The sequence below is a fragment of the Pseudomonas sp. ADAK2 genome, from assembly GCF_012935755.1.
Taxonomy (GTDB): Bacteria; Pseudomonadota; Gammaproteobacteria; order Pseudomonadales; family Pseudomonadaceae; genus Aquipseudomonas.
Window position 1 is genome coordinate 5518308 of the sequence record NZ_CP052862.1, and the last position, 26997, is coordinate 5545304.

The window sequence follows — 26997 nt, forward strand, 5'->3', positions numbered from 1 at the left end:
CTCTCGACGGTCTCAGTTCACAGCGGACGTCGCTTCGACATGACGCGGTAATGTCACCCGGATACGGGTACCGCGTTGGCTTTGAACATCAGCCGGGCTGTCGATGGTGATTTGTCCATAATGCTCTTCAACGATGGAATAGACCAGTGCAAGGCCCAGACCGGTGCCTTCGCCAGGATCCTTGGTGGTGAAGAAAGGTTCGAACAATCTGTCCATGATGTTCTTCGGAATACCGCTGCCTTCGTCTTCCACGATCAGATCGACCGTGTGTTCGCCGGCTTCGCTTTTGACCCGTACCGCACTGTGCGGCGGCGAGGCGTCGCGGGCGTTGGAGAGCAGGTTGATCAACACCTGGGCCAGCCGCTGGGGATCGCCTTCGACCCAGTGATCGGGGTCGCACAGGTTGTAGAACTGTACTTCGAAATTGCGTCGGTTCAGGGCCAGCAAGCCGATGGCATCCTGGGCCACTTCGGCCAGACAGACGGGCTCATCGCTGTGTTGATGGCTGCCAGCGTGGGCGAAGCTCATCAATGACTGGACGATCCGCGACACGCGTTTGGTCTGCTCCAGAATCTGCCCGCTGATTTCCGTCAGCTCGGCATCTTCCTCGCGCTCTTCGCGCAGGTTCTGTGCGAGGCAGGCGATGCCGGTGATCGGATTGCCGATTTCATGGGCCACGCCCGCCGCCAGTCGACCGATGCTCGCCAGCCGCTCGGAGTGCACCAGTTTGTCTTCGAGCATCTGGGTTTCGGTCAGGTCTTCCACCAGCAATACCAAACCACTGTTGCCCGGCGCCAGCGGTTCATCAATCGCCGCTTTGTGCAGGTTCAGCCAGCGGGTCTGGCCATCGAGGGCCAGGTGCTGTTTGTGCAAGTGCTCGTCGGGCAGGTTGATAAAGCCTTGGAGCAATTCTTTCCACGGATCGCCAATAGTGCTCAAGCGCGAACCGACCACACGCTGCGCAGCAATCCCGGTCAGCTCTTCCATGGCTTTGTTCCACATCAGGATCTCTTGATCCTTGGCCAGGGAGCAGACGCCCATCGGCAGTTCCTGCAAGGTCTGGCGGTGGTAACGGCGCAGGGCATCGAGTTCAGCCGCCAGGCCGGTGAGGCGCGAGTGGTAATCCTCGAGACGGCTTTCGATGAAGTGGATGTCTTCCGTCACATAGTTTTCGCCACCGGCCTTATAAGGCAGGAAGGTTTCGACCATGTCCTGGGCGACGCTCGGCCCCATCAGGCCGGAGAGGTTGGCTTCGATGCGGTCACGCAAACGGCGCAAGGCGTAAGGCCGGCGCTCGTCGAATGGCAAATAGAGATCGCGCAGGGCTTGCTCAACTTCTTTCTGCGCAGCCTTGGCACCCAAGGGTTTGGCCAGTTGCGTGGCGAATTCCTGAGGCGAGGCGGCGTGCAACTCCCGGCGTTGCGGGCGACGAACGTTGTCCACGGCGCAGGCTTCGGCGGCGCTGGCTTCTTCCGGGCTAGCGTTGGTGAACAGCGAAATCAGGGTGAACATCAAAACGTTGGCAGCCAGCGAAGCAATCGCCGCCATGTGCCAACTGGTGTCGTCCAGCACGTAGATCATGTTCAGCAGCGGAATGTAGAAACCCTGCAGATTGCCCACCAGCGGCATCAACATGGTCACCAGCCACACCAGAATCCCCGCCAGCAAACCGGCGATGAAACCGCGGCGGTTGGCGGTCGGCCAGTACAGCACCGACAACACGCCCGGCAGGAATTGCAACGTGGCGACGAAGGCGACGATACCGAGGTTGGCCAGGTCCTGCTCCGCGCCCAGCAGCAAGTAGAAACCATAGCCGGCCATGATGATCGCAACGATCAGCGCCCGGCGGGTCCACTTCAGCCAACGGTAGATATTGCCTTCGGCCGGCGGCTGATACAGCGGCAACACCAAATGGTTGAGCGCCATCCCGGACAGCGCCAGGGTGGTGACGATGATCAAACCGCTGGCTGCCGACAGTCCGCCGACATACGCCAATAGCGCCAGGGCCTTGCTGTTGGCGGCGATGCCGATGCCGAGGGTGAAGTATTCCGGGTTGGTGGTGGCGCCGAGTTTCAGTCCGGCCCAGAGAATCAGCGGCACTGCCAGGCTCATCAGCAGCAAGAACAGCGGCAAGCCCCAACTCGCGCTGACCAGCGAGCGTGGGTTGAGGTTTTCGGTAAAGGTCATGTGGTACATGTGCGGCATCACGATCGCCGAGGCGAAGAACACCAGCAACAGCGTGCGCCACGGGCCTTCTTGCAGCGGCGTGTGCAGGGCGGCGAGGGCGGTCTGGTTTTGCAGCAGCCACAGTTCGAGCTGTTGCGGGCCGTCAAACACCCCGTACAACGCGTACAAGCCAACGCCGCCGATGGCGATCAGCTTGATCACCGATTCAAAGGCAATCGCGAACACCAGGCCTTCATGTTTCTCCCGCGTCGCAATGTGCCGCGAACCAAAGAAGATCGTGAACAGGGTAATCAGCGCGCAGAAACTCAGGGCCACGCGATGCTGCACCGGCTCGCGGGTGAGGATGCCGATGGAGTCGGCCACGGCCTGAATCTGCAATGCCAACAGCGGCAGCACGCCGATCAGCATGAAAATCGTGGTCAGCGCGCCGGCCCAGGTGCTGCGGAAGCGAAAAGCGAACAAGTCCGCCAGCGACGACAGTTGATAGGTGCGGGTGATCTTCAGGATCGGGTACAGCAACACCGGTGCCAGCAAAAATGCGCCGGAGACCCCAAGATAACTGGAAAGAAAACCGTAGCCGTACTGATAGGCCAGGCCGACCGTGCCATAAAACGCCCACGCACTGGCGTAAACCCCCAGCGACAGGGTGTAGGTCAATGGATGGCGAATGATCGCCCGCGGAATCATTCCGCGCTCACTGATCCAGGCGACGCCGAACAACGCAGCCAGGTAGGCGGCGCTGATCAGCAGCATCTGGGTGAGGCTAAAGCTCATCGGCATCTTTTTGGCTCTGCAGGATGAAGGTCACGACGATCAGAATCAGCCAGAGCAGGTACGGGCGATACCAGGCGCCAGTGGCGTCGATCCACCAATCCATGATGGCTGGGGAGAACAGGTAGATCCCCACGACCAGAAGCAGGACCAAGCGATAGATGTACATCCCGGCCTCTCTTTTTTATGCGCGTGCCCGAAAACGTGCGGCGATGGTAACGGATGGCGGCGCGACTGCAAGTGCCATCACTGCAGTTGCGCTTCGGGCAGGGTCAGTGTGCGCGGGATCTTCGATGCATCCCAGTGGGCGATGCCCCAATCCAGTACTTCCCGTGGCGTGGCGTAAACCAGTTCGCTGCCCGGATTCTGTCCCAGCGCCCGCAGTGCCCGCAGTAACAATGGCGTGGCCTGATCTTCAGCCAATGGCGGTGAGCGGTAGGATTTGCCGAGTTTGTTGCCATCCGGCTGGATGATCAGCGGCACGTGCAAGTACCGGGGTTGGCGCAGGCCGAGCAGTTCTTGCAGGTAGAGCTGGCGTGGCGTGGAATCGAGCAGGTCGGCGCCACGCACGATATCGGTGATGCCTTGCCAAGCGTCATCGAGTACCACGGCCAGTTGATAGGCGTAGAGCCCGTCGCGGCGGCGAATCACGAAGTCGCCGACTTCCCGGCCCAGGTGCTGGCGGAACTCGCCTTGCACCCGGTCGATGAAGTGGTATTCCAGCTCCGGCACCCGCAGGCGAATGGCCGCGTCTTCGGTGCCGTGCCCGGCGTTGCGGCACAGGCCCGGATAAATGCCGTGGTACGGCTCCAATTGCTTGCGCGAACAGGTGCAGGCGTAGGCCAGGCCATGGTTGAACAGGCGATTGAGCACTTCGGCATAGGCGTCGTGGCGATCACTCTGGCGCACCAGTTCGCCGTCCCACTCGAAACCGTAGCTTTCCAGGGCCTTGAGGATGGCAGCCTGGGCGCCGGGTTCTTCCCGTGGCGGGTCGAGGTCTTCCATGCGCATCAACCAGCGGCCGCCCACTGAACGGGCGTCAAGGTACGAGGCCAACGCGGCGACCAGCGAGCCGAAGTGCAAATGGCCGCTGGGCGTGGGGGCAAAGCGGCCGATGTAGGGGGAGGAGGCGATGGCAGTCATGGGCAGTATTTAAAGCCAAAAAACATCAGAAACAAAAACGGAGCGTTCGCACGCTCCGTTTTTCGTTCAAGTCGAGATTACTTGCCGACTTGCTTTTCCTTGATTTCCGCCAGGGTCTTGCAGTCAACGCACATGTCGGCGGTAGGGCGGGCTTCCAGTCGCTTGACGCCGATCTCGACGCCGCAGGACTCGCACCAGCCATATTCTTCGTCTTCGATCAATTGCAGCGTCTTGTCGATCTTCTTGATCAACTTGCGCTCACGGTCACGGGCGCGCAATTCAAGGCTGAATTCTTCTTCCTGGCTGGCACGATCTGCCGGGTCAGGGAAGTTGGCCGCTTCGTCTTTCATGTGATCAACCGTACGGTCGACTTCCTGCATCAAGTCCTGTTTCCACTTGTTCAGGATCTTGGTGAAGTGAGCGCGCATGGGCTTGCCCATGTACTCCTCGCCCTTAACTTCTTTGTAGGGTTCGAAGCCGCTGATCGACTGGTTTTGCTGCTTTGCTTGGGTGGGCATGAAATGGACCGCCTCTACTCTTGTAATCCATTGCGCAGGATTGCTCCATCACCGACACCTGCCGGCCCTGCGGCTGCAAGCGGGCGAACTTACCAGATCAAAACGGGGCGCGCTACTCCCGGATGTCGAGGTAGTGGCCCGCAGGGCTTGCAAATGATTGCAAAGCCTTGTCTGGTGGTGGTGGAGACCTGATCAAATATTGATTTTAGTCAAAGCTGAGACACTCGCTTGAGTCGTTTGCAGCCCCGGTTATACGGCTCTGACCGCTTTAGGTTCTCGCTCGTTCCAGTGGATAGGTAGAATCGATTCTTTTCCCCGTTGAAGGAAGGCTAATGGCTCAGCCCTACAGTGCGCGCAGTCGTGCGATCGAACCGTTCCATGTCATGGCGCTGCTGGCGCGGGCCAATGAACTGCAAGCCGCCGGCCACGACGTGATTCACCTGGAAATCGGCGAACCGGACTTCACCACTGCCGAGCCGATCATCCAGGCCGGCCAGGCCGCGCTGACCGCGGGCAAGACCCGTTACACCGCCGCCCGGGGCATTCCTGAACTGCGTGAGGCCATTTCCGGCTTTTATCAGCAGCGTTACGGACTGAACATCGATCCACAGCGAATTCTGGTGACGCCGGGCGGCTCGGGTGCGTTGCTGCTGGCTAGCGCCTTGCTGGTCGACCCCGGCAAACACTGGCTGCTGGCGGACCCGGGCTACCCGTGCAACCGGCATTTCCTGCGCCTGGTGGAGGGCGCTGCGCAGCTGGTGCCAGTCGGTCCCGACGTGCGCTATCAACTGACCCCGGACCTGGTAGCGCGGCATTGGGATCACGACAGCGTCGGCGCCCTGGTGGCCTCGCCGGCCAATCCGACCGGGACCATCCTCACGCGTGATGAGCTGGCCGGTCTGTCGGCGGCGATCAAGCAACGTCACGGTCATTTGGTGGTAGACGAGATTTACCACGGCCTGACGTACGGCACCGACGCCGCCAGTGTGCTGGAAGTCGATGACAGCGCTTTCGTCCTGAATAGTTTTTCCAAGTATTTCGGCATGACCGGTTGGCGCCTCGGCTGGCTGGTGGCGCCGGAAGCGGCGGTCGGCGAACTGGAAAAACTCGCGCAGAACCTCTACATCAGCGCCCCGAGCATGGCCCAGCATGCCGCGCTGGCCTGTTTCGAGCCCGCCACCATCGCCATCCTGGAAGAGCGCCGCGCCGAATTCGGGCGTCGTCGCGATTTCCTGCTGCCAGCCCTGCGTGAACTCGGTTTTGGTATCGCCGTGGAGCCGGAAGGTGCGTTCTACTTGTACGCTGATATCAGCCAGTTCGGCGGCGATGCCTTCGCGTTCTGCCGACATTTCCTCGAAACCGAGCATGTGGCGATTACTCCCGGCTTGGACTTCGGCCGTTACCAGGCCGGGCATCACGTGCGGTTTGCCTACACCCAAAGCCTGCCGCGTTTGCAGGAAGCGGTGGAGCGTATCGCTCGCGGCTTGAAGAGCTGGCAAGGCTGATGCGTTTTCATCCTCCCCTCGAAGAAGGTCGGTTGATTCGTCGTTACAAGCGTTTTCTCGCCGATATCGAAACCGTTAACGGCGAGTTGCTGACTATTCACTGCCCTAACACTGGCTCGATGCTCAATTGCCAGGTCGAGGGCGGGCAGGTCTGGTTTAGTCGCTCCAACGACCCAAAACGCAAGTTGCCCGGCACCTGGGAAATCGGCGAAACCCCGCAAGGGCGGCTGTTTTGCGTGAACACCGGGCGCGCCAATGGCTTGATCGAAGAGGCGCTGCGCGCTGGCGTGATCACCGAGTTGAACGGTTTTACTGAGCTGAAACGAGAAGTGGCCTACGGTCAGGAAAGCAGCCGTATCGATTTCCGCCTCGATTACCCGAGCGGGCCGGCGTACGTGGAAGTCAAAAGCGTCACCCTGGGTTACGACGGTACAGCGGTGGCGGCGTTTCCCGATGCGGTGACCCAGCGCGGGGCCAAGCATTTGCGCGAACTGGCCCATTTGGCTCGGGACGGGATTCGCGCGGTGCAGCTGTATTGCGTCAATCTCAGCGGTATTGAGGCGGTGCGACCGGCCGAAGAAATCGACTCGGCCTACGCCGCCGCGTTGCGTGAGGCGGTGGCGTGTGGGGTCGAGGTGCTGGCTTATGGCGTGCAGCTTAGCCACGAAGGAATGGTGGTGGATCGACGTCTTGACGTGTTGCTCAACGGTTAAAGGCTGATCCAGATCCCTTGCGCGTCTTCGCGGCAGTCGACAGCGGTCAGGAATTGCCCGGCGCAGGGGCCGGCGACGCATTCGCCGTCCTCGATCAGAAACAGTGCGCCGTGAGTGGCGCATTGGATCAGGCTGTTGCTCGGGTCCAGGAACTGGTCGGGCTTCCATTCCAGGCCGACGCCCCGGTGCGGGCAGCGGTTGATATAGACGTAAACCTGACCCGCCCGGCGCACGGCGAAGAGCTTCTGGCCGTCGATGTCGAAACCGCGACTGCTGGCATCGGCCAACTCTGGGCCTGGGCAAAGAAACTTCATGTCTATCCTCAAGGGGCGCGGCTCGTGACGAGATATGTCCGGGCTTGACGTGCAAATGCAAACAATTATCAAATGGCCGCCCGCCCATGGGGCGCGTGCGATCTGCCGAGGATACTTGGCCTGTCCGCCGGATGCCCGGGAAAACCCTTTAAGGAAGCTGTTTATGCGCCTGAGTACCCGCGTTGTCGCGCTGTGTGTCGGACTGCTGGTCAGTCACGAGGCCAGCGCGGCCGAGTTGCCGCAACGTTGGGTCAGTGCCGGCGGCGCCTTGTCGGAGTGGGTGAGCGCGTTGGGCGGCGAGTCGAAACTGGTCGGCGTCGATACCACCAGCCAGCATCCCGAATCCCTGAAGGCGTTGCCGAGCATCGGCTATCAGCGGCAATTGTCGGCGGAAGGCATCTTGAGCCTGCGCCCGCAGATTTTGGTCGGCACCGAAGAGATGGGGCCGCCACCGGTGCTTTCGCAGATTCGCAGCGCTGGCGTACAGGTTGAATTGTTTTCCGCCCAGCCGGATATGCCTGCCTTGAAAAATAATCTGGGGCACCTGGGCAAGCTGCTCGGCACTGAAGATCAGGCTTCGCAAGCGTGGCAGGTGTACCAACAGCAACTGGATCAGCAAAAAGCCCGGGTCTCCGAGACCCAGCTCAAACACAAAGCGCCGGGTGTACTGCTGCTGATCGGCAACGCGGGCGGCAAGCCGTTGATTGCCGGCAAGGACACTGCCGCCGATTGGTTGCTGCAACGGGCCGGTGGCCACAACCTGGCTACCCATACCGGCTACAAACCTTTTTCCAACGAGTCCCTGGCCAGTCTGAATCCCGAAGTGCTGGTGTTCGCCGATCGCGCGTTGACCGGCGACGCGGCCCGTGCGGCGTTGTTCAAGGAAAACCCGATCCTGTCCTCGACCCGCGCGGCCAAGGACGGGCGCGTCATGGAGCTTGATCCGACCTTGCTGGTCGGCGGGCTGGGACCACGCTTGCCTGAGGCGCTGAAAAAGCTCTCCGACGGTTTCTATCCCGGCGCGACCGGCCAATGACCACGCTGGTCAAACCTCGCGCACTCTTTATTGGCTTGAGCCTGCTGTGTTTGCTGGCGATCTGGTTGTCGCTGGCCCTGGGCCCGGTGAGCTTGCCGCTGCTCGATACGTTGCGGGCGGCGCTGCGGCTGATCGGAGTGCCGATTGCCCCGGATGGGTTGGAGCAGGCTGAACTGATTCTTGGGCAGATTCGGCTTCCACGAACGCTGTTGGGCTTGGCGGTGGGCGGTGTGCTGGCGCTGTCCGGGGTGGCGATGCAGGGGCTGTTTCGCAACCCATTGGCTGATCCGGGGCTGGTCGGGGTTTCCAGTGGCGCGGCGTTGGGTGCGGCGATTGCGATTGTCGGTGGCTCGGCGTTCGGTGGTTTGCCTGAAGCGTTCGGGCCTTATCTTTTGTCGTTATGTGCGTTTCTCGGTGGGCTCGGCGTGACCGCATTGGTCTATCGACTGGGCCGACGTAACGGGCAAACCAATGTCGCAACCATGCTGTTGGCGGGTATAGCGCTGACGGCGCTGGCGGGTTCAGCTGTGGGGTTGTTCACTTATCTGGCGGATGACGCGACGTTGCGCACGCTGACCTTCTGGAACCTGGGCAGCCTCAACGGCGCCAGTTATTCGCGGCTCTGGCCGTTGCTGCTGGTCACTGCCGGTGTGGCGCTGTGGTTGCCGCGCCGGGCCAAAGCTTTAAATGCGTTGCTGCTGGGGGAATCGGAAGCGGGTCATCTGGGCATCGATGTCGAAGGGCTCAAGCGTGAATTGGTGTTCTGCACCGCGCTGGGTGTCGGTGCAGCGGTGGCGGCGGCGGGGATGATCGGGTTTGTCGGGTTGGTGGTGCCGCATCTGGTGCGGCTGCTGGCCGGGCCTGATCATCGAGTGTTGCTGCCGGCCTCGGTGTTGGCCGGTGCGAGTCTGCTGTTGTTCGCCGATCTGGTGGCGCGCCTGGCCCTGGCGCCCGCCGAATTGCCGATTGGTATCGTCACTGCCTTCATTGGCGCGCCGTTCTTCCTGTTCCTGCTGCTCAGGAGACCTGCCTGATGCTGCGTACGGAAAACCTGTCGATCCGTCGCGGCAGCAAAACCGTGCTGACGGGTATCACCCTCGAACTCAAGCCGGGCGAAGTCCTCGGTGTGCTGGGACCGAACGGCGCCGGCAAGAGTACGTTGCTCGGGGCGTTGTGCGGTGAGCTGCATCCCGATGAGGGGCGCGTCTGGCTCGATCAATTGGAGTTGCGGCAATGCACCGGCGTCCAGCGCGCTCAGCGACTGGCGGTTCTACCGCAAGTGTCGACCCTGGACTTCGGCTTTCGCGTCGAGGAAGTGGTCGGCATGGGCCGCTTGCCTTATCAAAGCGGCCGGGTGCGCGACGATGAAATCGTCGCCGCAGCATTGACCGCCGCTGATGCCGGGCACCTGAGCGGTCGCAGTTACCTGGCCCTGTCCGGCGGTGAGCGTCAGCGGGTGCATCTGGCGCGGGTGCTGGCGCAACTCTGGCCGGGGGAGGCGGGGCAGACTTTACTGCTGGATGAGCCGACCTCGATGCTCGATCCGCTGCATCAGCACACCACCTTGCAAGCGGTGCGCGAATTCGCTGATCGCGGTGCGGCGGTCATGGTGATCCTGCATGATCTGAACCTGGCGGCGCGTTATTGTGATCGCATCTTGCTGCTTGAAGGCGGGCGACCGGTGGCGTTGGATACACCGGAGCAGGTGCTGCGGCCGGAACCACTCAAAGCGGTGTTCGGACTGGAAGTGCTGGTGCAACCGCACCCGGAGCGTGGGCATCCGCTGATCATCGCCCGCTGAGTCATTCATCGAGGTGAGAACATGCGAGGGATTCTGCTGCTGGCTGCATTACTACTGAGTGCCTGCCAGCACGTTGCGGCGCCGCCACCGATCACCGGCGAGATTCGCGACTTGCGCAACGGTCAGTCGCTGACGGCGCAAGAACTGGTCGTACGGTTGGCCAAGCCATCACGGCTGATTGTGGGTGAACAGCACGACAACCGCGATCACCATCAACTGCAATTGTGGTTGCTCCAGGAACTGGGGCAGCAGCGACCTCAAGGCAGCCTGCTGCTGGAAATGCTCACGCCCGATCAACAACCGCGCGTCGATGACGTGCGCCATGCCTCGACACTTCCAACTGATCTGCCTGGCGCATTAGCCTGGCAATCGGGTTGGGACTGGGATTTGTACGGGCCGATTGTGCGCTTCGCCTTGGGTCAGCCTTATCCACTGCTGGCGGCCAATCTCGACAACACTGAAGTTCGGGCTTTCTACACCCAGCCAACGACCGTGAGCGGTTCGCGCAGCAATGCCCCGTCGGTGAAGAAAGAGCTGCTGGAGCAAATCAGCGGCTCCCATTGCGGCCTGCTGCCTCAATCACAAATGCCGGCGATGCTGGCGGTGCAGCAACAACGTGACCGGCGCATCGCCGAACGGCTGATCGCAGCACCCAAGCCGTCAATGTTGATCGCCGGTGCCTACCATGCGCGCAAGGATGTCGGCGTGCCGCTGCATGTGCTGGACTTGGGAGAGTCCGAAGCCCCCACCGTATTGATGCTGGCGCAGCAGGGCAGTGAGGTCACGTCGGCCATGGCCGATTACGTCTGGTACACGCCTGCCAGGCCAGCGCCGGATTACTGCGCTGAGATGCGCAAGCAGATGAGCCAGTAAGCACTTTTTCACAGGCAAAAAAAGACCCGGCAAGAGCCGGGTCAAATAACCGTGATTAGCCTGATGAGGAGATAATCTGAGAGTCCGAACCAAGGGCTTTTCAGAATATCGACCAGTCTCGCGACCAGTTGTGATAATCATAGCGATTCTCATTACCAAGTCAACCGCTGATTTCTCATTTATTTCAAATTAGCCTGCAGGCCTTGAAATCACCGGGCTTCAGCCTGAAATTTTAGCCGCGCTCAGCTGGGTGATCTGCTTGTTAAGCAGGTCGATGCGCCGCGCCATGCTCTCGATCAGGCTATGGGCGATCTTCGGATTGCTTTGCGTCAGGCTCAGAAACTGGTCCTTGGGAATCAGCATCACCGTGCTCGGTTCGCGGGCGATCACACTGGCGTTGCGTTTTTCGCCGGTGAATACCGCCATGGCGCCGAAAATCTCATCCTTGGGCACATCGCCGACTTTATGCCCGTCGACAAACGCTTCGGCATGGCCTTCGATGATGACGAACACATGATCGGCCTCATCGCCTTGCTGGATCAGCACTTCGCCGCTGGCCACGCGCTGAAAGCCGTGGGTGCTGCGGTATTCGGGTTGTTTCAGGCGGGCGACCGCGTCGGACAACAGGGCCGTCTGGCCGACCAGGTATTGCAGGAACAACTCCGAACGCTGCGGCTCGGCATAAATATGCTGGAAAACCTCGGCACGCAGGTAAGGGATCAAGGACAGCGGGCCGTCGCTGCGCAAGCGACAATGCGGCAGCTCAACGCCTTGGCGCAGGCCGACCAGATCGCCTTCATGCAAATAGAACAAGGGACGATGGTCGACGCAGCCGTGCAGCAGGCCGTTGTCGAGCAAGAACAATTGATTGCCGGGCAATACCGTCGCGAGGTCGTCGACGGCGGAAAACTCCAGGGCCGGGCCGCAGGGCGATAAACCCTCCAGTAACCGCGCGGGCAGGTTTTGCAGGCGATTGATCAGTGTGTCGGCGTAAGCCGGTTGTTCCCCGAGCAGGTACATGGCGATGGCGCCTGTTCAATTCTTGTGGCGTGAGGAGATGGCTTCCAGTTGTTTGTTCAAGGCTTCCTTGCGTTCAGCGGGGATGTCGTTCCAGTGCACATCCATCAGGGCGCCCTCGATCGCATACAGCAACACCTTCGACGCCCGGAACCCGCGCGTACGCACGGCCCGATAAGCATCCACCGCCCCCAGGCGACGCAAGTCCGAGGCACTGTGGATGCCCACGGCATGCAGCCATTGTGCCGACGTCTTGCCAAGATTCTTCAGGTGTTGCAGTTCATCATTCATCAAGCCTCCTTGCGACAGCCGAACGGTGCGTGGGCGAGCCTTTGAGGAGTGTAGCCATCAGTAGGAAAAGCGTGATTGTTTGGTCGGATTCGAGGCAAATGCTTCTAAGAGGCAAGCGCTTGGCGCGAAAGAATTGGCTGCAGACGCAGTAGGAGAAGGTGCAGGAGATCAGTGGTTGCGGCAGATAACGCGCGGCGTCCAGCGCAAGGCGGGGGCGCTGGACTTGTCAGGTAATGGTCGTTTCAGCGGGTGCGATAACGCAAGCGTGTACCGAAGTTCATCGACATCAGGATCTCGTCGGCACTCAGCTCTGGCGGGAAGTAGGCGCCGGAGATTTGCGCATGGGCCAGGCTCGCGCCTTCCAGGGACGCATTGCGAAAGTCGATGCCGCGCAGGTCGGCGGAGCGGAAGTACGCATCGGTAAAGTCGACGCCATCGGCGTTCAGCTCACGCAGGTCAAGACCCCGGAAATCGCCACCGACCATGTCGATGGGGCCGTCCGTCGGGCGTTCCTTGTTGAAACCTGCGATGTCGTCTTTGTGCAGCAAGGCATAAAGCGGGGTGTCGAGAAGTTTCGGCTGGCTCATGTCACATCACCTGTTGGTTTTATGACGCCAGTATAGTGCCACTATTTGACTGCCGTGAAGCCGGCGAAGGCTCCACGGCTGAAATAGTTTCTTACAGGCCTGGCATGCGTTGGCGAATCTGCGCCACAACCGTGTCGAGGGTCCCGCTTTCATTGGTTTGAACGCGTTTGCTGCACAGAATCTCGGCTGGCGTCAGCGCTTCGCGGCTGGCTTGCTGGTCGGCGATAACGGCCAGGTTGGCGTCGGACGGATCGGTTTTGTCTGCCTGACGCAGGGCCAGCCAGCTCTCGATCACAGCTTGCGGCGCATTGCAGTCCAGAATCAGGAACGGTGCGCCGGTGGCTTCGGCAATTTTGGCCGCGCCGTCACGTTGGTCGCGCTTGAGGTAGGTGGCATCGATCACCACCGGGAAACCGGCGCGCAGGATCACCGCGGCGATGTCATGCAGGCGGGTGTAGGTCGCCGCACTGGCGTCGGCACTATAGATGCCGGCCTGTGGATCGTTCGGCACGGTCTGCTCACCGAACAGGCGCTTGCGCTCCACATCCGAGCGCAGGCGAACGGCGCCCAGTGCCTCGACCAGACGCATCGCCACACGGCTTTTGCCAACAGCGGAAACGCCGTGGGTAATCGCCAGGAAACGCGAAGGAATTGTGCTGTAGCTTTCGGCCAGGTTGGCGTAGTTGCGGTACTGGCGCAGGGTGGTGGCGCGCTGCACCGGATCGGCTTCGGCTGGCATGCTGAACAGGCTGACCTTGGCGCGAACCAGTGCACGATAGGCTTTATAGAAGTTCAGCACCTCAAGGCCCTGGTAGTCGCCGGTCAGTTCCAGATACTGGCTGATGAAACGGCGCGCCATGCTCTTGAGGCCACGGTCTTCCAGGTCCATCGCCAGGAAGCCAGTGTCGGCATAGACGTCGGTGAAGCGGAACGGCTCGTTGAATTCGATGCAGTCGAAGATCACGACCTTGCCGTCGATCACGGTAGCGTTGCCCAAGTGAATGTCACCGTGGCATTCGCGGGTGAAACCGTCAGCCTTGCGTTGGGCAAACAGTGGCTTGAGGCGTTCGAAGCTGCTTTCGGCCCAGGCTTGCAGGGCGTCGAGTTGCAGCAGATCGGCCTTGTCACTGAGGAACGGACGAATCTGCTCGAAGTTCTGGCGCACCGGTGCCATCACGCTATCCGGGGTCCCGGCGTCGTGTTCGGCCGGTACTTTCGGCGCGGTGAGGTGGAATTGCGCGATTTGTGCGGCCATCTCGTCGATGTGTGCGGTGGTCAGTTCGCCATTGGCTTGCAGGGTGCTGAGCAATTGGCTTTGCGGGAACTGGCGCATTTTCAGGGCGAAATCGACGACCGGACCATCGCCGCCCAGTTGTGGTGCTTCGACGCTGCCGGTAATCGGCAACACTTCCAGATACAAATCGTTGGTCAGGCGCTGGTTCAGGCGCAGCTCTTCGCCGCAGAAATGTTCACGGGCATCGAGGTTGGTGAAGTCGAGGAAGCCGAAATTCACCGGTTTCTTCACTTTATAAGCAAAGGGACCCGTGAGGATGACCCAGGAGATATGGGTCTCGATAACCTGGAACCCTTCGACGGGATGCGGGTAGAGGGCCGGGTTTTGCAGGGCGGCGATCAGGGACTGGCTCACAGGCGATCCTTCAGAGTCTGGGGAAAATTCACGGCCGTCATTATGGCCGCAAGTCCGGCTGACGCAAACCTCGGCAGGCTCCTGTTGAGTATGAATAAAGTGCGTATAATCCGCCGCCATGACTCGTACTCGATCCCCTCGCAGCAAAAAAAAACCACCTTCCAAGGGCATGAGCCCCTGGCTGAGCTGGGCCATTAAACTCAGCCTGGTCGGCCTCGTCGTGCTCGCCGGGTTCGCGGTTTACCTCGACGCGATCGTCCAGGAGAAGTTCTCCGGCAAGCGCTGGACCATTCCGGCCAAGGTGTATGCCCGCCCGCTTGAGCTGTTCACCGGCCAGAAGCTGAGCAAGGAAGACTTCCTCACCGAACTCGATGCCCTGGGCTATCGACGCGAAGCCGTGAGCAACGGCCCCGGTGCGGCGGCGGTCAACGGCAATACCGTCGACTTGAATACTCGCGGCTTCCAGTTCTATGAAGGCATGGAGAAAGCCCAGCCCGTGCGCGTGCGGTTCTCCGGCGACTACGTGGCCGAACTCTCGGCGACCAACGGTTCGAAGCTGTCGGTGGTGCGCCTTGAGCCGCTGATGATTGGCGGGATTTACCCGAAGAACCTCGAAGACCGCATCCTGATCAAGATCGATCAGGTGCCGCCGTATCTGCTGGAGACCCTGGTCGCCGTGGAAGACCGGGACTTCTATCACCACTGGGGCGTGTCGCCGAAATCGATTGCGCGGGCCGTCTACGTCAACACCTCTGGCGGCAAGATGACCCAGGGCGGCAGTACGCTGACGCAACAATTGGTCAAGAACTTCTACCTGACCAGCGAACGCAGCCTGACCCGCAAGCTCACCGAAGCGATGATGGCGATGCTGCTGGAACTGCATTACGACAAACAGGAAATTCTTGAGGCTTACCTCAATGAAGTGTTTGTCGGTCAGGACGGTCAGCGTGCAGTGCACGGTTTCGGGTTGGCCAGCCAGTTCTTCTTCGGCCAGCCGTTGTCCGAACTGAAACTGCATCAAGTCGCTTTGTTGGTGGGCATGGTCAAGGGCCCGTCCTATTACAACCCGCGTCGCAATCCTGAGCGGGCGCTGGAGCGACGCAACCTGGTGCTTGATGTGCTTGAGCAGCAGGGTGTTGCTACTGCCGAACAAGTCGCTGCGGCGAAAGCCATGCCATTGGGTGTGACCACTCGCGGCAAGCTGGCCGACAGCTCGTTCCCGGGCTTTATCGATCTGGTTAAACGTCAACTTCGCGAAGACTATCGTGACGAAGACTTGACCGAGGAAGGCCTGCGGATCTTCACCAGTTTCGACCCGATCCTGCAGATGAAAGCCGAAGCCTCGGTCAACGACACCTTTAAGCGCCTGGCCGGGCGCAAGGGTTCGGATGACGTCGAAGCGGCGATGGTCGTGACCAACCCGGAAACCGGCGAAGTCCAGGCCATGATCGGCAGTCGCCAGGCGAGTTTTGCCGGTTTCAACCGCGCGCTGGATGCGGTGCGACCGATCGGCTCGTTGATCAAGCCGGCGGTTTATCTGACGGCGCTTGAGAAACCAAGCCAGTACAGCTTGACCAGTTGGCTGTCGGACGATGCCTTCTCGGTGAAGGGCGCGGACGGCCAGGTCTGGAAGCCGCAGAACTATGATCGCCGCTCCCACGGCACGGTGTTCCTGTATCAGGGGCTGGCGCATTCGTACAACCTGTCGACTGCGCGTCTCGGGTTGGAACTGGGCGTGCCGAATGTCCTCAAGACCCTGGCGCGGTTGGGTGTGACTCGTGAGTTCCCGGCATTCCCGTCGATGCTGTTGGGTGCGGGTGGCCTGACGCCGATGGAAGTGGCGACCATGTACCAGACCTTGGCCAACGGCGGTTTCAATACGCCGATGCGCGGGATTCGCAGCGTGCTGACTGCCGAAGGCGAGCCGCTCAAGCGTTATCCATTCCAGATTCAGCAGCGTTTCGATCCGGCGTCGATTTTCCTGATCCAGAGCGCCATGCAGCGGGTCATGCGTGAAGGCACCGGCAGCTCGGTCTACAACGTGCTGCCGAAAACCCTGACGCTGGCGGGCAAGACCGGTACCAGTAACGATTCTCGTGACAGCTGGTTCGCCGGTTTCAGTCAGGATCTGCTGGCAGTGGTGTGGCTGGGCCGCGACGATAACGGCAAGACCCCGTTCACCGGTGCGACCGGCGCGTTGCAGGTCTGGACCAGTTTCATGCGCAAGGCCGATCCACTTCCACTGGACATGCCGCAGCCGGACAATATTGTCCAGGCCTGGGTCGATTCGCGCACAGGGCAAGGCTCTGATGCCAACTGCCCAGGCGCGGTGCAGATGCCGTATATTCGCGGCAGCGAACCGCCTCCCGGCGCCGCTTGCGGTGGGGAAACCCCTGCTTCTGGCGAAACGGTGATGGATTGGGTCAAGGGCTGGATGAATTAAGCAAAGAGGGTTTCAAGTGAACAAGTGGTTGATTCCAGCGGTTACCGCCGTGGCTTTGCTCAGCGGTTGTTCCTCCGTACAGCGCGGTTCGATCCCGGTCGTGGATTCCGGCAGCGCGGTATCGAACAGTGAACGGATTCAGGCGAATGGCGGTTTCCGCCAGACGACCGTGAAACGTCCAGTACAAGGCCAGCCTCAGGCGATCCCGCAAGGTGATACCGGTGTGGTGGTGATGGTGCCGGGTGGTGGTGCCGTGAGCTCGGCGCCGATCAGCACTTCGCCGATCACGCCTGGGCCGATTACGCCGGGTCCGATTGATACGTCGCCGGTTCAGTCCGCACCGATCAATCAAGGCAGCTACAGCATGCCGTCGGCGCCGACCGGGATTCCTTCAGCGAGCACCGGTGGTGGCCTGTCTGCCGACGAACAACTGGACGGTCCAGTGTTGGCATTGCTGACTACTGCGCAACAGCAACAGGCCGGTGGCGACCTCAACGGTGCGTCTTCCAGCCTGGAGCGTGCCCAGCGCGTTGCCCCGCGTGAACCGCAAGTGCTTTATCGCTTGGCGCAGGTGCGCATGGCTCAGGGTGATGCACCGCAGGCCGAACAGTTTGCCCGTCGTGGCCTGACGTTCGCCAATGGCCGTCCGGATCTACAGGCCAGCCTGTGGGAGCTGATCGCTCAGGCTCGCGAGAAACAGGGCGATTCCGCCGGCGCCGCACTGGCCCGTCAGAAGGCCAAGGTTTCGCTGTGATGGATGCTCGTTTCCCAAAGATTGCCGAGCAACTGCTGCTGATCGAGCGTGAGCTGCGGATTCAGGGCTGGTGGGACGAGGTTTCACCAAGCGTTGAAGCGCTGTCCAGTGTCGAGCCGTTCTCGGTCGACACCTTGGACTTCGAGCAATGGCTGCAATGGATTTTCCTGCCGCGCATGAAGGCGATCCTCGAACAGGATCTGCCTTTGCCCAATGCGTCGGGTATTCAGGAAATGGCCGAGATGGTCTTCGCTGCGCGCAATGTCCAGGGCAAGGATCGACAGCTTCAGCTCCTGCTCAAAGAGTTCGACCTGCTGATCACCGCCTCCCGCTGACACCTATCCCCTGTAGGAGCGAAGCTTGCTCGCGAAGGCGGCATAACATTCAGCACATTTGTTGAACGTTATGCCGCCTTCGCGAGCAAGCTTCGCTCCTACAAGGGAGTTTATTGGCAATTATCCGCGATCTGTTTCTGTGCTTCGGTCATGCGCTCCTGACGTGTCTGGTCAGTCAGGCGGCGCATCTCGCCATCAACCTCTTCCCGTAGTCGTGGATTGTTCTGCAGTTGAGCAAGGTTGGTCCGCGCCTGTTCACAGAACGCCTTGAGCTGGGCCTGCTGCTCGGCAACCTGCTTTTTCACCGTCTTATCGATGGCCTGTTGGTCGCCCAGCACATTGCTGCGTTCAGGCGCGGGTGGTTTGCCGGCGGGCGGGGAGGGCGTGACCACGGTGGTGGCTTGCTGACCCTGGGGTGGCTGGGCATCAAAGTGAGTCACGCCTTGGGCATCGACCCATTTGTAAATCTGACCGGCCATGCACATGGGGCTCAGGGTGATCAGCAGACTGGCGGTGAGGAAGAAGGTACGCATGCCGTTTCCTTGTCATAAGTTGCGCAATTGAAGCTAACACACATGCCGTTTACGGGTTTTTTCTTGCGTTCTCATGTGCTTACTCACAATAAAGCACATAGACGGCTTGACTTGCAGAGGACGAAACAGAAGAATCCAAAGTCCGCTGTAGAGGGACTGCCAGAAGCAGACCCACTCGGTAGATCATGAGGCGCATACCCGCGCCGACCTGTTACACCCGCAACGCGTTACCTCGCGCTGGGTGGGAAAGGCCCGCAACACTTGGGACGATCCCAATACTTGCTCAGTCAGTGCTGACGTAGTCGGCGACCACCGTCGCTCATGCTCTGCCGAGAAGTAAACCTATTAAGACCCGTCCTCTTGTGAGTGGACGGTATTCTGGCGTTTTAGAGGTGAACAACGTGGAGCTTTTATCTGGCGGTGAGATGCTCGTCCGCTTTTTGCGTGACGAAGGCGTCAAATATATCTACGGGTACCCCGGTGGTGCTCTTCTTCATGTCTACGATGCCCTGTTCAAAGAACCGGAAGTGACTCACATCCTGGTTCGTCACGAACAAGCGGCTACCCATATGGCTGACGGCTATGCCCGTGCCACCGGTAAAGCCGGCGTGGTACTGGTGACTTCCGGTCCTGGCGCAACAAACGCCATCACCGGGATCGCCACTGCTTATATGGACTCCATTCCAATGGTGGTCATTTCCGGCCAGGTGCCTAGCACCATGGTAGGCACCGACGCGTTCCAGGAAACCGACATGATCGGTATCTCCCGGCCGATCGTGAAGCACAGCTTCATGATCAAGCACGCTTCGGAAATCCCGGAAGTCATGAAGAAGGCGTTCTACCTGGCGCAATCCGGTCGTCCGGGCCCGGTCGTGGTCGATATCCCGAAAGACATGACCAACCCGGCCGAGAAGTTCGAATACATCTTCCCGAAAAAAGCCAAGCTGCGTTCCTACAGCCCGGCCGTTCGCGGTCACTCCGGGCAAATCCGCAAGGCTGCAGAAATGCTCCTGGCGGCCAAGCGTCCGGTGATGTACGCCGGCGGCGGCGTGATTCTCGGTGGTGGCTCCGCGCCGCTGACCGAATTGGCGAAGATGCTCAACCTGCCAGTGACCAATACCCTGATGGGGCTGGGTGCCTACCCTGGCACCGACCGTCAGTTCATCGGCATGCTCGGCATGCACGGCAGCTACACCGCCAACCTGGCGATGCACCATGCGGATGTGATCCTCGCCGTCGGTGCGCGTTTCGATGACCGCGTGATCAACGGCCCGGCGAAGTTCTGCCCGAACGCCAAGATCATTCACATCGACATCGACCCGGCTTCGATCTCCAAGACCATCAAGGCCGACGTGCCTATCGTTGGTCCGGTGGAAAGTGTCCTGACCGAAATGGTCGCGATCCTCAAGGAAATCGGCGAGACCCCGAACAAGGAGTCCGTGGCCAGTTGGTGGAAGCAGGTGGATGAGTGGCGCGGTGATCGCGGCCTGTTCCCTTACGACAAGGGCGACGGCAGCGTCATCAAGCCGCAGACCGTGATCGAAACCCTGTGCGAAGTGACCAAGGGCGATGCCTATGTTGCTTCGGACGTGGGCCAGCACCAGATGTTCGCCGCGCAGTACTATCGGTTCAACAAGCCCAACCGCTGGATCAACTCCGGTGGCCTGGGCACCATGGGCTTCGGTTTCCCGGCGGCCATGGGTATCAAGTTGAGCTTCCCGGATGCCGACGTCGTTTGCGTGACGGGCGAGGGCAGCATCCAGATGAACATCCAGGAACTGTCCACCTGTCTGCAATATGGCTTGCCGGTGAAAATCGTCATCCTGAACAACGGTGTTCTGGGTATGGTTCGCCAGTGGCAAGACATGAGCTACGGCAGCCGTCACTCGCATTCCTACATGGAATCGTTGCCTGATTTCGTCAAGTTGGCGGAGGCCTATGGTCACGTCGGCGTGCGCATCACCGAATCGAAAGATTTGAAGACGAAGATGGAAGAGGCGTTCGCCATGAAGGATCGCCTGGTGATCATCGATGTTTCGGTCGACACCAGCGAGCACGTCTACCCGATGCAGATCAAAGACGGCTCCATGCGCGATATGTGGCTGAGCAAGACGGAGCGTACTTAATCATGCGACATATTATTTCCTTGCTTCTGGAAAACGAACCAGGCGCTCTGTCTCGTGTAGTCGGCCTGTTCTCGCAGCGCAACTACAACATCGAAAGCCTGACCGTGGCACCGACCGAAGACCCGACCTTGTCGCGTCTGACGTTGACCACGGTTGGTCATGACGAAGTGATTGAGCAGATCACCAAGAACCTGAACAAGCTGATCGAAGTGGTCAAATTGGTCGACCTGTCGGAGAGTGCTCACATCGAGCGCGAACTGATGCTGGTCAAGGTCAAGGCTACCGGCGCCCAGCGCGCCGAGATCAAGCGCACTACCGATATTTACCGTGGGCAGATCGTTGATGTCAGCGCCAGCGTGTATACCGTTCAATTGACCGGTACCAGCGACAAGCTCGACAGCTTCATTCAGTCCATCGGCACCGCATCGATTCTGGAAACCGTCCGTAGCGGCGTAACCGGTATCGCCCGCGGCGACAAAGTACTCAGCATCTAAACCAAATTAGCGAATGGCCTGAACGGCCTGGATATATAGGGGAATTTCATGAAAGTTTATTACGAAAAAGACTGCGACCTGTCGATCATCCAGGGCAAGAAAGTTGCCATCATCGGTTACGGTTCCCAGGGCCACGCTCAAGCGTGCAACCTGAAAGACTCCGGCGTTGACGTTACTGTTGGCCTGCGTAAAGGTTCGGCCACTGTTGCCAAGGCCGAAGCTCACGGCCTGAAAGTGACTGACGTTGCTTCCGCTGTTGCTGCTGCCGACCTGGTCATGATCCTGACCCCGGACGAGTTCCAGTCTGCTTTGTACAAGAACGAAATCGAGCCGAACATCAAGAAAGGCGCCACCCTGGCCTTCTCCCACGGCTTCGCGATCCACTACAACCAGGTTGTTCCGCGCGCTGACCTCGACGTGATCATGATCGCGCCGAAAGCACCGGGCCACACCGTGCGTTCCGAGTTCGTCAAAGGCGGCGGTATCCCTGACCTGATCGCTATCTACCAGGATGCTTCCGGCAACGCCAAGAACGTTGCACTGTCCTACGCTGCTGGCGTTGGTGGCGGCCGTACCGGCATCATCGAAACCACCTTCAAGGACGAGACCGAAACCGACCTGTTCGGCGAGCAAGCCGTTCTGTGTGGCGGTACCGTTGAGCTGGTCAAAGCCGGTTTCGAAACCCTGGTTGAAGCTGGCTATGCGCCGGAAATGGCCTACTTCGAATGCCTGCACGAACTGAAGCTGATCGTTGACCTCATGTACGAAGGCGGTATCGCCAACATGAACTACTCGATCTCCAACAACGCCGAGTACGGCGAGTACGTGACCGGCCCGGAAGTGATCAACGCCGAATCCCGTCAGGCCATGCGCAACGCCCTGAAACGTATTCAGGACGGCGAATACGCCAAGATGTTCATCAGCGAAGGCGCGACCGGCTATCCTTCGATGACCGCCAAGCGTCGTAACAACGCCGCTCACGGTATCGAAATCATCGGCGAGCAACTGCGCTCCATGATGCCGTGGATCGGTGCCAACAAGATCGTCGACAAAGCCAAAAACTAAGTCGCTGTCTTGTACGGAAAACGCGGCCTAGGCCGCGTTTTTTCGTTTGGATCGCCGGTTCTGGTATAAAGCTGCATCGTTTGTGGCCGAACCGTCGTCCCAGACACCTGTCGAAACTTTCCACCCTGTTGCAAGGTAATGTCCATGAGCGAACGTCCCGAAGAGCCAAACCAGGCTCCTGACGCCGAAAGTCTGCTGCCCATCGATGAACACATCGAAGAAGGGCATGACGCTGAAGGTCGTAAAGTCCGGCATCGTGGTATCTATCTTCTGCCGAATCTGTTCACCACTGCGAACCTGTTCGCAGGGTTCTACTCCATCATCAACTCGATGAGTGCCCAGGCCGCCTTGAGCGCTGGTGACTCGGTTGGAGCGAGCAAGTATTTTGCGTTTGCCGCCATCGCGATTTTCGTCGCCATGGTGCTTGACGGCCTTGATGGCCGCGTTGCGCGCATGACCAATACCCAGAGTGCCTTCGGTGCCGAGTACGACTCGCTGTCGGACATGGTCGCCTTTGGCGTGGCGCCGGCGTTGCTGGCATTCGGCTGGGCCTTGGGCGACATGGGCAAGGTCGGCTGGATGGTTGCCTTCATCTATGTGGCGGGTGCGGCGTTGCGGCTGGCGCGGTTCAATACCCAGGTCGGCACGGCAGACAAGCGTTACTTCATTGGTTTGGCCAGCCCGGCTGCTGCCGGTGTGGTGGCGGGGATTGTCTGGGCATTCAGTGATTACGGCATCCAGGGTTCCAAGATGTCGTTCCTGGTGGCATTGATGGTGGCGGCGGCTGGCATGCTGATGGTCAGCAACATCAAGTACAACAGCTTCAAGGAGCTGGACTTGAAAGGGCGCGTGCCTTTCGTGGCGATCCTGGCAGTGGTGCTGGTGTTTGCCGTTGTGTTCAGTGATCCACCGCGCATTCTGCTGTTGGTGTTCCTCGGGTATGCGGCCTCTGGTCCGGTTCAATACCTGTTGCGTCTTCGTCGGCACAAAAACGCCGAATGATGTAATTTCCCTCATACTCCGCAGTCTATTGGTGCATCTGTTCTCCAATGCTGCGGAGTAGCCATGCTGATCAAAGTCCCCAAAGCGTCTGACTGTCATGAGTCGGACGTTACGCCTGAATCCTTCTATCTATCTCGTCGCAATGTGCTGGGTGCTGCCGTGGCCGGTTTGGCAGTGAGCAGTCTGCCTCGTTGGGCCAATGCCGACGAGGCGGCGCGTTATGCCGATGTCGAGCCTGGCAAGGCGCCTTCCTGGTTTGCCGAAAAGCTGCCTTCTACTAAATGGGGGGCGGTCAACGTCAAGGATGAGGCGATCACGCCGTTCAAGGATGCGACCCATTACAACAACTTCTATGAGTTCGGCACTGATAAAGGTGATCCGGCGGCAAATGCTGGTGCGCTGAAGACCGAGCCGTGGAGCGTGGTGGTGGACGGGGAGGTGGGTAAGCCGGGGCGCTATGCCCTGGAAGACTTCATGAAGCCTTATCAGTTAGAGGAGCGGATCTATCGTCTTCGCTGCGTAGAGGCGTGGTCGATGGTGATTCCCTGGATTGGCTTTCCCCTCTCTGCGTTGCTCAACCAAGTCGAGCCCACCGCCAACGCCAAATACATTCGCTTCGAAACCCTGCAGGATCCCAAGAGCATGCCCGGACAGCGCTCCGGTTTCGCCTTGATTGAATGGCCTTATGTCGAAGGGCTGCGTCTGGACGAGGCGATGAACCCGTTGGCGATTCTTGCGGTGGGCATGTATGGGCGGGAGTTGCCGAATCAGAATGGCGCGCCGCTGCGGTTGGTGGTGCCGTGGAAGTATGGCTTCAAGAGCGTCAAATCCATTGTGCGGATCAGCCTGGTGAGTGAGCAGCCGAAGACGACTTGGCAGAGCATTGCGTCCGATGAGTATGGTTTCTATGCGAACGTGAATCCCACGGTCGATCATCCGCGCTGGACTCAGGCACGGGAACGGCGTTTACCGAGCGGCCTGTTCAAGCCCAATGTGCGGGACACGCAGATGTTCAATGGTTACTCGGATGAAGTCGCTTCTTTATATACCGGGCTCGATTTGCGGAAGAACTACTGATGCGTTTTGCGGTTTGGCGGGTTTTTGTCTTTATCGCTATCGCGATCTGGCCACTTCTTTGGTTGTATCAAGCCTGGGCGGATGTGCTCGGGCCTGATCCGGGCAAAGTCCTGGTAGATCGCTTGGGTCTGGGCACGCTTGTCCTGCTGCTAATTACGTTAAGCATGACGCCTTTGCAGAAGCTGAGCGGTTGGGCGGGGTGGATTGCTGTCCGCCGACAGCTGGGTTTGTGGTGCTTTGCCTATGTAGTGCTGCATTTGAGTGGGTATACGGCGTTCATTCTCGGGTTTGACTGGTCGCAACTGGGCGTTGAATTGCGCAAGCGGCCTTACATTATTGTCGGGACGTTGGGGTTTCTCTGTTTATTGGCGCTGGCCGTGACGTCCAATCGTTATAGTCAGCGGCGTTTGGGTTCGCGTTGGAAGAAACTGCATCGACTGGTCTATGTGATTCTCGGGCTTGGGTTGCTGCATATGTTGTGGATTGTTCGCGCCGATCTAAAAGAGTGGGCTATCTATGCTTCTATAGGTGCGTTGCTGATAGCACTGCGCCTGCCGCCTGTAGCGCGTCGAATTCCACGTTTAACCGCTAAAAAGGCACCTTCTGCAAGAAAGGCGTAATTAAAGGTTGACGGCAGATTCTGGAAGTCTATAATTCGCCCCACTTCCGGCGCAGTCGAAACGGAAAACTCCTTGGTAAACAAAGAGTTACGCAGTTTTCGACAGCGAGTTGCTTCAGGTTATCGAAGCCCGGAAGGAGTTGGTCGAGCGGCGTTGTTTGGCTCGATTGACGGTTCGATCTTCTCGGTCGAAAGCGGAACAAAAGAGGTGTTGACAGCAGCGAGTAACGCTGTAGAATTCGCCTCCCGCTAACGAGAGATCGGAAGCGCAAGTGGTTGAAGTTGCAAAGGAAACTTTGAAAACTTCTGAAAATAACCGCTTGACAGTAACTGGCGCTGCTGTAGAATGCGCGCCTCGGTTGAGACGAAAGATCTTAACCCACCGCTCTTTAACAACTGAATCAAGCAATTCGTGTGGGTGCTTGTGGAGTCAGACTGATAGTCAACAAGATTATCAGCATCACAAGTTACTCCGCGAGAAATCAAAGATGTAACCAACGATTGCTGAGCCAAGTTTAGGGTTTCTTAAAAACCCAAAGATGTTTGAACTGAAGAGTTTGATCATGGCTCAGATTGAACGCTGGCGGCAGGCCTAACACATGCAAGTCGAGCGGCAGCACGGGTACTTGTACCTGGTGGCGAGCGGCGGACGGGTGAGTAATGCCTAGGAATCTGCCTGGTAGTGGGGGATAACGCTCGGAAACGGACGCTAATACCGCATACGTCCTACGGGAGAAAGCAGGGGACCTTCGGGCCTTGCGCTATCAGATGAGCCTAGGTCGGATTAGCTAGTTGGTGAGGTAATGGCTCACCAAGGCGACGATCCGTAACTGGTCTGAGAGGATGATCAGTCACACTGGAACTGAGACACGGTCCAGACTCCTACGGGAGGCAGCAGTGGGGAATATTGGACAATGGGCGAAAGCCTGATCCAGCCATGCCGCGTGTGTGAAGAAGGTCTTCGGATTGTAAAGCACTTTAAGTTGGGAGGAAGGGCATTTACCTAATACGTAAGTGTTTTGACGTTACCGACAGAATAAGCACCGGCTAACTCTGTGCCAGCAGCCGCGGTAATACAGAGGGTGCAAGCGTTAATCGGAATTACTGGGCGTAAAGCGCGCGTAGGTGGTTCGTTAAGTTGGATGTGAAATCCCCGGGCTCAACCTGGGAACTGCATTCAAAACTGTCGAGCTAGAGTATGGTAGAGGGTGGTGGAATTTCCTGTGTAGCGGTGAAATGCGTAGATATAGGAAGGAACACCAGTGGCGAAGGCGACCACCTGGACTGATACTGACACTGAGGTGCGAAAGCGTGGGGAGCAAACAGGATTAGATACCCTGGTAGTCCACGCCGTAAACGATGTCAACTAGCCGTTGGGAGCCTTGAGCTCTTAGTGGCGCAGCTAACGCATTAAGTTGACCGCCTGGGGAGTACGGCCGCAAGGTTAAAACTCAAATGAATTGACGGGGGCCCGCACAAGCGGTGGAGCATGTGGTTTAATTCGAAGCAACGCGAAGAACCTTACCAGGCCTTGACATCCAATGAACTTTCCAGAGATGGATTGGTGCCTTCGGGAACATTGAGACAGGTGCTGCATGGCTGTCGTCAGCTCGTGTCGTGAGATGTTGGGTTAAGTCCCGTAACGAGCGCAACCCTTGTCCTTAGTTACCAGCACGTTATGGTGGGCACTCTAAGGAGACTGCCGGTGACAAACCGGAGGAAGGTGGGGATGACGTCAAGTCATCATGGCCCTTACGGCCTGGGCTACACACGTGCTACAATGGTCGGTACAGAGGGTTGCCAAGCCGCGAGGTGGAGCTAATCCCAGAAAACCGATCGTAGTCCGGATCGCAGTCTGCAACTCGACTGCGTGAAGTCGGAATCGCTAGTAATCGCGAATCAGAATGTCGCGGTGAATACGTTCCCGGGCCTTGTACACACCGCCCGTCACACCATGGGAGTGGGTTGCACCAGAAGTAGCTAGTCTAACCTTCGGGAGGACGGTTACCACGGTGTGATTCATGACTGGGGTGAAGTCGTAACAAGGTAGCCGTAGGGGAACCTGCGGCTGGATCACCTCCTTAATCGACGACATCAGCTGCTCCATAAGTTCCCACACGAATTGCTTGATTCATTGAAGAAGAC

At 59.1% G+C, this 26997-nt stretch carries 25 protein-coding genes and 1 rRNA gene; 16 read left to right on the forward strand and 10 right to left on the reverse strand.

Going from position 1 to position 26997, the window contains the following annotated elements:
• Positions 1-12: 12 nt before the first annotated feature.
• The 4 genes from HKK52_RS25375 to dksA all read right to left on the reverse strand — a co-directional run bounded on the left by HKK52_RS25375 (position 13) and on the right by dksA (position 4619).
• On the reverse strand, positions 13-2967 hold the full coding sequence (locus HKK52_RS25375; RefSeq protein WP_169373043.1) for a sensor histidine kinase: 2955 nt from the start codon (positions 2965-2967) through the stop codon (positions 13-15).
• On the reverse strand, positions 2951-3127 hold the full coding sequence (locus HKK52_RS25380; protein WP_003176118.1) for a hypothetical protein: 177 nt from the start codon (positions 3125-3127) through the stop codon (positions 2951-2953). The genes HKK52_RS25375 and HKK52_RS25380 overlap by 17 nt, the downstream gene beginning before the upstream one ends.
• Before the next feature lie 77 nt (positions 3128-3204).
• Complete coding sequence (gene gluQRS, locus HKK52_RS25385; protein WP_169373044.1) at positions 3205-4101, reverse strand: tRNA glutamyl-Q(34) synthetase GluQRS; 897 nt, start codon at positions 4099-4101, stop codon at positions 3205-3207.
• Between the two features lie 77 nt (positions 4102-4178).
• Entirely contained in the window at positions 4179-4619 is a 441-nt protein-coding gene (gene dksA / locus HKK52_RS25390; protein ID WP_007902025.1) for an RNA polymerase-binding protein DksA, read from the reverse strand.
• Positions 4620-4951: 332 nt separating this feature from the next.
• Here dksA and HKK52_RS25395 point away from each other — a divergent pair, with 332 nt between their 5' ends.
• Both HKK52_RS25395 and sfsA read left to right on the forward strand, forming a co-directional pair.
• Positions 4952-6124, forward strand: coding sequence for a pyridoxal phosphate-dependent aminotransferase (locus HKK52_RS25395; protein ID WP_169373045.1), 1173 nt, complete (start codon positions 4952-4954; stop codon positions 6122-6124).
• Positions 6124-6837 (forward strand): DNA/RNA nuclease SfsA, encoded by a 714-nt coding sequence (sfsA, locus tag HKK52_RS25400; protein WP_169373046.1) that lies wholly within the window; start codon positions 6124-6126, stop codon positions 6835-6837. The genes HKK52_RS25395 and sfsA overlap by 1 nt, the downstream gene beginning before the upstream one ends.
• On the opposite strand, the gene HKK52_RS25405 is transcribed toward sfsA, so the two are convergent.
• Positions 6834-7151, reverse strand: coding sequence for a Rieske (2Fe-2S) protein (locus HKK52_RS25405; protein WP_169373047.1), 318 nt, complete (start codon positions 7149-7151; stop codon positions 6834-6836). The genes sfsA and HKK52_RS25405 overlap by 4 nt on opposite strands.
• Positions 7152-7314: 163 nt before the next feature.
• Here HKK52_RS25405 and HKK52_RS25410 point away from each other — a divergent pair, with 163 nt between their 5' ends.
• Genes HKK52_RS25410 through HKK52_RS25425 form a run of 4 tightly spaced genes read left to right on the forward strand, consistent with a single transcriptional unit; the run spans position 7315 to position 10861 of the window.
• Positions 7315-8187, forward strand: coding sequence for a heme/hemin ABC transporter substrate-binding protein (locus HKK52_RS25410; RefSeq protein ID WP_169373048.1), 873 nt, complete (start codon positions 7315-7317; stop codon positions 8185-8187).
• A gap of 50 nt (positions 8188-8237) precedes the next feature.
• Positions 8238-9221 carry a FecCD family ABC transporter permease gene (locus HKK52_RS25415; RefSeq protein WP_178117500.1) on the forward strand — a complete coding sequence of 328 codons (984 nt, stop codon included), beginning with the start codon at positions 8238-8240 and terminating at the stop codon, positions 9219-9221.
• Entirely contained in the window at positions 9221-9988 is a 768-nt protein-coding gene (locus HKK52_RS25420) for a heme ABC transporter ATP-binding protein (RefSeq protein ID WP_169373050.1), read from the forward strand. The genes HKK52_RS25415 and HKK52_RS25420 overlap by 1 nt, the downstream gene beginning before the upstream one ends.
• Positions 9989-10009: 21 nt before the next feature.
• On the forward strand, positions 10010-10861 hold the full coding sequence (locus HKK52_RS25425) for a ChaN family lipoprotein (RefSeq protein WP_169373051.1): 852 nt from the start codon (positions 10010-10012) through the stop codon (positions 10859-10861).
• Between the two features lie 219 nt (positions 10862-11080).
• Here HKK52_RS25425 and HKK52_RS25430 read toward each other — a convergent pair whose 3' ends face one another.
• The 4 genes from HKK52_RS25430 to HKK52_RS25445 form a co-directional block, all read right to left on the reverse strand.
• Positions 11081-11881, reverse strand: coding sequence for a Crp/Fnr family transcriptional regulator (locus tag HKK52_RS25430; RefSeq protein ID WP_169373052.1), 801 nt, complete (start codon positions 11879-11881; stop codon positions 11081-11083).
• Positions 11882-11896: 15 nt separating this feature from the next.
• Positions 11897-12169 carry a TfoX/Sxy family protein gene (locus HKK52_RS25435; protein ID WP_007971093.1) on the reverse strand — a complete coding sequence of 91 codons (273 nt, stop codon included), beginning with the start codon at positions 12167-12169 and terminating at the stop codon, positions 11897-11899.
• A gap of 242 nt (positions 12170-12411) precedes the next feature.
• The gene (locus HKK52_RS25440) at positions 12412-12756 is read right to left on the reverse strand and encodes a pentapeptide repeat-containing protein (protein WP_169373053.1); all 345 of its coding nucleotides are present in this window, start codon (positions 12754-12756) and stop codon (positions 12412-12414) included.
• Between the two features lie 91 nt (positions 12757-12847).
• Positions 12848-14404 carry a bifunctional aminoglycoside phosphotransferase/ATP-binding protein gene (locus HKK52_RS25445; protein ID WP_169373054.1) on the reverse strand — a complete coding sequence of 519 codons (1557 nt, stop codon included), beginning with the start codon at positions 14402-14404 and terminating at the stop codon, positions 12848-12850.
• A 118-nt stretch (positions 14405-14522) separates the two neighbouring features.
• On the opposite strand from HKK52_RS25445, the gene mrcB reads away from it, so the two are divergent.
• The 3 genes from mrcB to HKK52_RS25460 are packed head-to-tail and all read left to right on the forward strand — an operon-like array spanning position 14523 to position 17936.
• Positions 14523-16847, forward strand: a complete 2325-nt coding sequence (gene mrcB / locus HKK52_RS25450; RefSeq protein WP_169373055.1) for a penicillin-binding protein 1B — start codon at positions 14523-14525, stop codon at positions 16845-16847.
• Positions 16848-16863: 16 nt separating this feature from the next.
• A complete protein-coding gene (locus HKK52_RS25455) occupies positions 16864-17601 on the forward strand; it encodes a hypothetical protein (RefSeq protein WP_133837737.1) in 738 nt (245 codons plus the stop codon).
• Positions 17601-17936 carry a YqcC family protein gene (locus tag HKK52_RS25460; RefSeq protein ID WP_169373056.1) on the forward strand — a complete coding sequence of 112 codons (336 nt, stop codon included), beginning with the start codon at positions 17601-17603 and terminating at the stop codon, positions 17934-17936. Before HKK52_RS25455 ends, HKK52_RS25460 begins: the two co-directional genes overlap by 1 nt.
• 110 nt (positions 17937-18046) lie before the next feature.
• Here the strand turns inward: HKK52_RS25460 and HKK52_RS25465 are convergent, their stop codons facing one another.
• Entirely contained in the window at positions 18047-18469 is a 423-nt protein-coding gene (locus tag HKK52_RS25465; protein WP_169373057.1) for a DUF4124 domain-containing protein, read from the reverse strand.
• A gap of 401 nt (positions 18470-18870) precedes the next feature.
• Between HKK52_RS25465 and HKK52_RS25470 the strand changes: the two genes are divergently transcribed.
• The 7 genes from HKK52_RS25470 to HKK52_RS25500 all read left to right on the forward strand — a co-directional run bounded on the left by HKK52_RS25470 (position 18871) and on the right by HKK52_RS25500 (position 26936).
• A complete protein-coding gene (locus tag HKK52_RS25470) occupies positions 18871-20595 on the forward strand; it encodes an acetolactate synthase 3 large subunit (protein WP_123596819.1) in 1725 nt (574 codons plus the stop codon).
• Positions 20596-20597: 2 nt separating this feature from the next.
• Positions 20598-21089, forward strand: coding sequence for an acetolactate synthase small subunit (gene ilvN, locus HKK52_RS25475; protein WP_003176102.1), 492 nt, complete (start codon positions 20598-20600; stop codon positions 21087-21089).
• 48 nt (positions 21090-21137) lie between these two features.
• Positions 21138-22154 (forward strand): ketol-acid reductoisomerase, encoded by a 1017-nt coding sequence (gene ilvC / locus HKK52_RS25480; RefSeq protein WP_007948647.1) that lies wholly within the window; start codon positions 21138-21140, stop codon positions 22152-22154.
• Between the two features lie 144 nt (positions 22155-22298).
• Positions 22299-23156, forward strand: coding sequence for a CDP-diacylglycerol--serine O-phosphatidyltransferase (gene pssA, locus HKK52_RS25485; RefSeq protein WP_133837741.1), 858 nt, complete (start codon positions 22299-22301; stop codon positions 23154-23156).
• Between the two features lie 63 nt (positions 23157-23219).
• Positions 23220-24233 (forward strand): protein-methionine-sulfoxide reductase catalytic subunit MsrP, encoded by a 1014-nt coding sequence (gene msrP, locus HKK52_RS25490; protein WP_169373058.1) that lies wholly within the window; start codon positions 23220-23222, stop codon positions 24231-24233.
• Complete coding sequence (gene msrQ, locus HKK52_RS25495) at positions 24233-24853, forward strand: protein-methionine-sulfoxide reductase heme-binding subunit MsrQ (RefSeq protein WP_169373059.1); 621 nt, start codon at positions 24233-24235, stop codon at positions 24851-24853. The genes msrP and msrQ overlap by 1 nt, the downstream gene beginning before the upstream one ends.
• A gap of 544 nt (positions 24854-25397) precedes the next feature.
• A 16S ribosomal RNA gene (locus HKK52_RS25500) occupies positions 25398-26936 on the forward strand.
• Positions 26937-26997 lie beyond the last annotated feature (61 nt).

Excerpts from the sequence above, each read along its gene's own strand:
- HKK52_RS25375 (WP_169373043.1), bottom strand. The coding sequence starts at position 2,967 with ATGCCGATGAGCTTTAGCCTCACCCAGATGCTGCTGATCAGCGCCGCC.
- HKK52_RS25380 (WP_003176118.1), bottom strand. The coding sequence starts at position 3,127 with ATGTACATCTATCGCTTGGTCCTGCTTCTGGTCGTGGGGATCTACCTG.
- gluQRS (WP_169373044.1), bottom strand. The coding sequence starts at position 4,101 with ATGACTGCCATCGCCTCCTCCCCCTACATCGGCCGCTTTGCCCCCACG.
- dksA (WP_007902025.1), bottom strand. The coding sequence starts at position 4,619 with ATGCCCACCCAAGCAAAGCAGCAAAACCAGTCGATCAGCGGCTTCGAA.
- HKK52_RS25395 (WP_169373045.1), top strand. The coding sequence starts at position 4,952 with ATGGCTCAGCCCTACAGTGCGCGCAGTCGTGCGATCGAACCGTTCCAT.
- sfsA (WP_169373046.1), top strand. The coding sequence starts at position 6,124 with ATGCGTTTTCATCCTCCCCTCGAAGAAGGTCGGTTGATTCGTCGTTAC.
- HKK52_RS25405 (WP_169373047.1), bottom strand. The coding sequence starts at position 7,151 with ATGAAGTTTCTTTGCCCAGGCCCAGAGTTGGCCGATGCCAGCAGTCGC.
- HKK52_RS25410 (WP_169373048.1), top strand. The coding sequence starts at position 7,315 with ATGCGCCTGAGTACCCGCGTTGTCGCGCTGTGTGTCGGACTGCTGGTC.
- HKK52_RS25420 (WP_169373050.1), top strand. The coding sequence starts at position 9,221 with ATGCTGCGTACGGAAAACCTGTCGATCCGTCGCGGCAGCAAAACCGTG.
- HKK52_RS25425 (WP_169373051.1), top strand. The coding sequence starts at position 10,010 with ATGCGAGGGATTCTGCTGCTGGCTGCATTACTACTGAGTGCCTGCCAG.
- HKK52_RS25430 (WP_169373052.1), bottom strand. The coding sequence starts at position 11,881 with ATGTACCTGCTCGGGGAACAACCGGCTTACGCCGACACACTGATCAAT.
- HKK52_RS25435 (WP_007971093.1), bottom strand. The coding sequence starts at position 12,169 with ATGAATGATGAACTGCAACACCTGAAGAATCTTGGCAAGACGTCGGCA.
- HKK52_RS25440 (WP_169373053.1), bottom strand. The coding sequence starts at position 12,756 with ATGAGCCAGCCGAAACTTCTCGACACCCCGCTTTATGCCTTGCTGCAC.
- mrcB (WP_169373055.1), top strand. The coding sequence starts at position 14,523 with ATGACTCGTACTCGATCCCCTCGCAGCAAAAAAAAACCACCTTCCAAG.
- HKK52_RS25460 (WP_169373056.1), top strand. The coding sequence starts at position 17,601 with ATGGATGCTCGTTTCCCAAAGATTGCCGAGCAACTGCTGCTGATCGAG.
- HKK52_RS25465 (WP_169373057.1), bottom strand. The coding sequence starts at position 18,469 with ATGCGTACCTTCTTCCTCACCGCCAGTCTGCTGATCACCCTGAGCCCC.
- ilvN (WP_003176102.1), top strand. The coding sequence starts at position 20,598 with ATGCGACATATTATTTCCTTGCTTCTGGAAAACGAACCAGGCGCTCTG.
- ilvC (WP_007948647.1), top strand. The coding sequence starts at position 21,138 with ATGAAAGTTTATTACGAAAAAGACTGCGACCTGTCGATCATCCAGGGC.
- pssA (WP_133837741.1), top strand. The coding sequence starts at position 22,299 with ATGAGCGAACGTCCCGAAGAGCCAAACCAGGCTCCTGACGCCGAAAGT.
- msrP (WP_169373058.1), top strand. The coding sequence starts at position 23,220 with ATGCTGATCAAAGTCCCCAAAGCGTCTGACTGTCATGAGTCGGACGTT.
- msrQ (WP_169373059.1), top strand. The coding sequence starts at position 24,233 with ATGCGTTTTGCGGTTTGGCGGGTTTTTGTCTTTATCGCTATCGCGATC.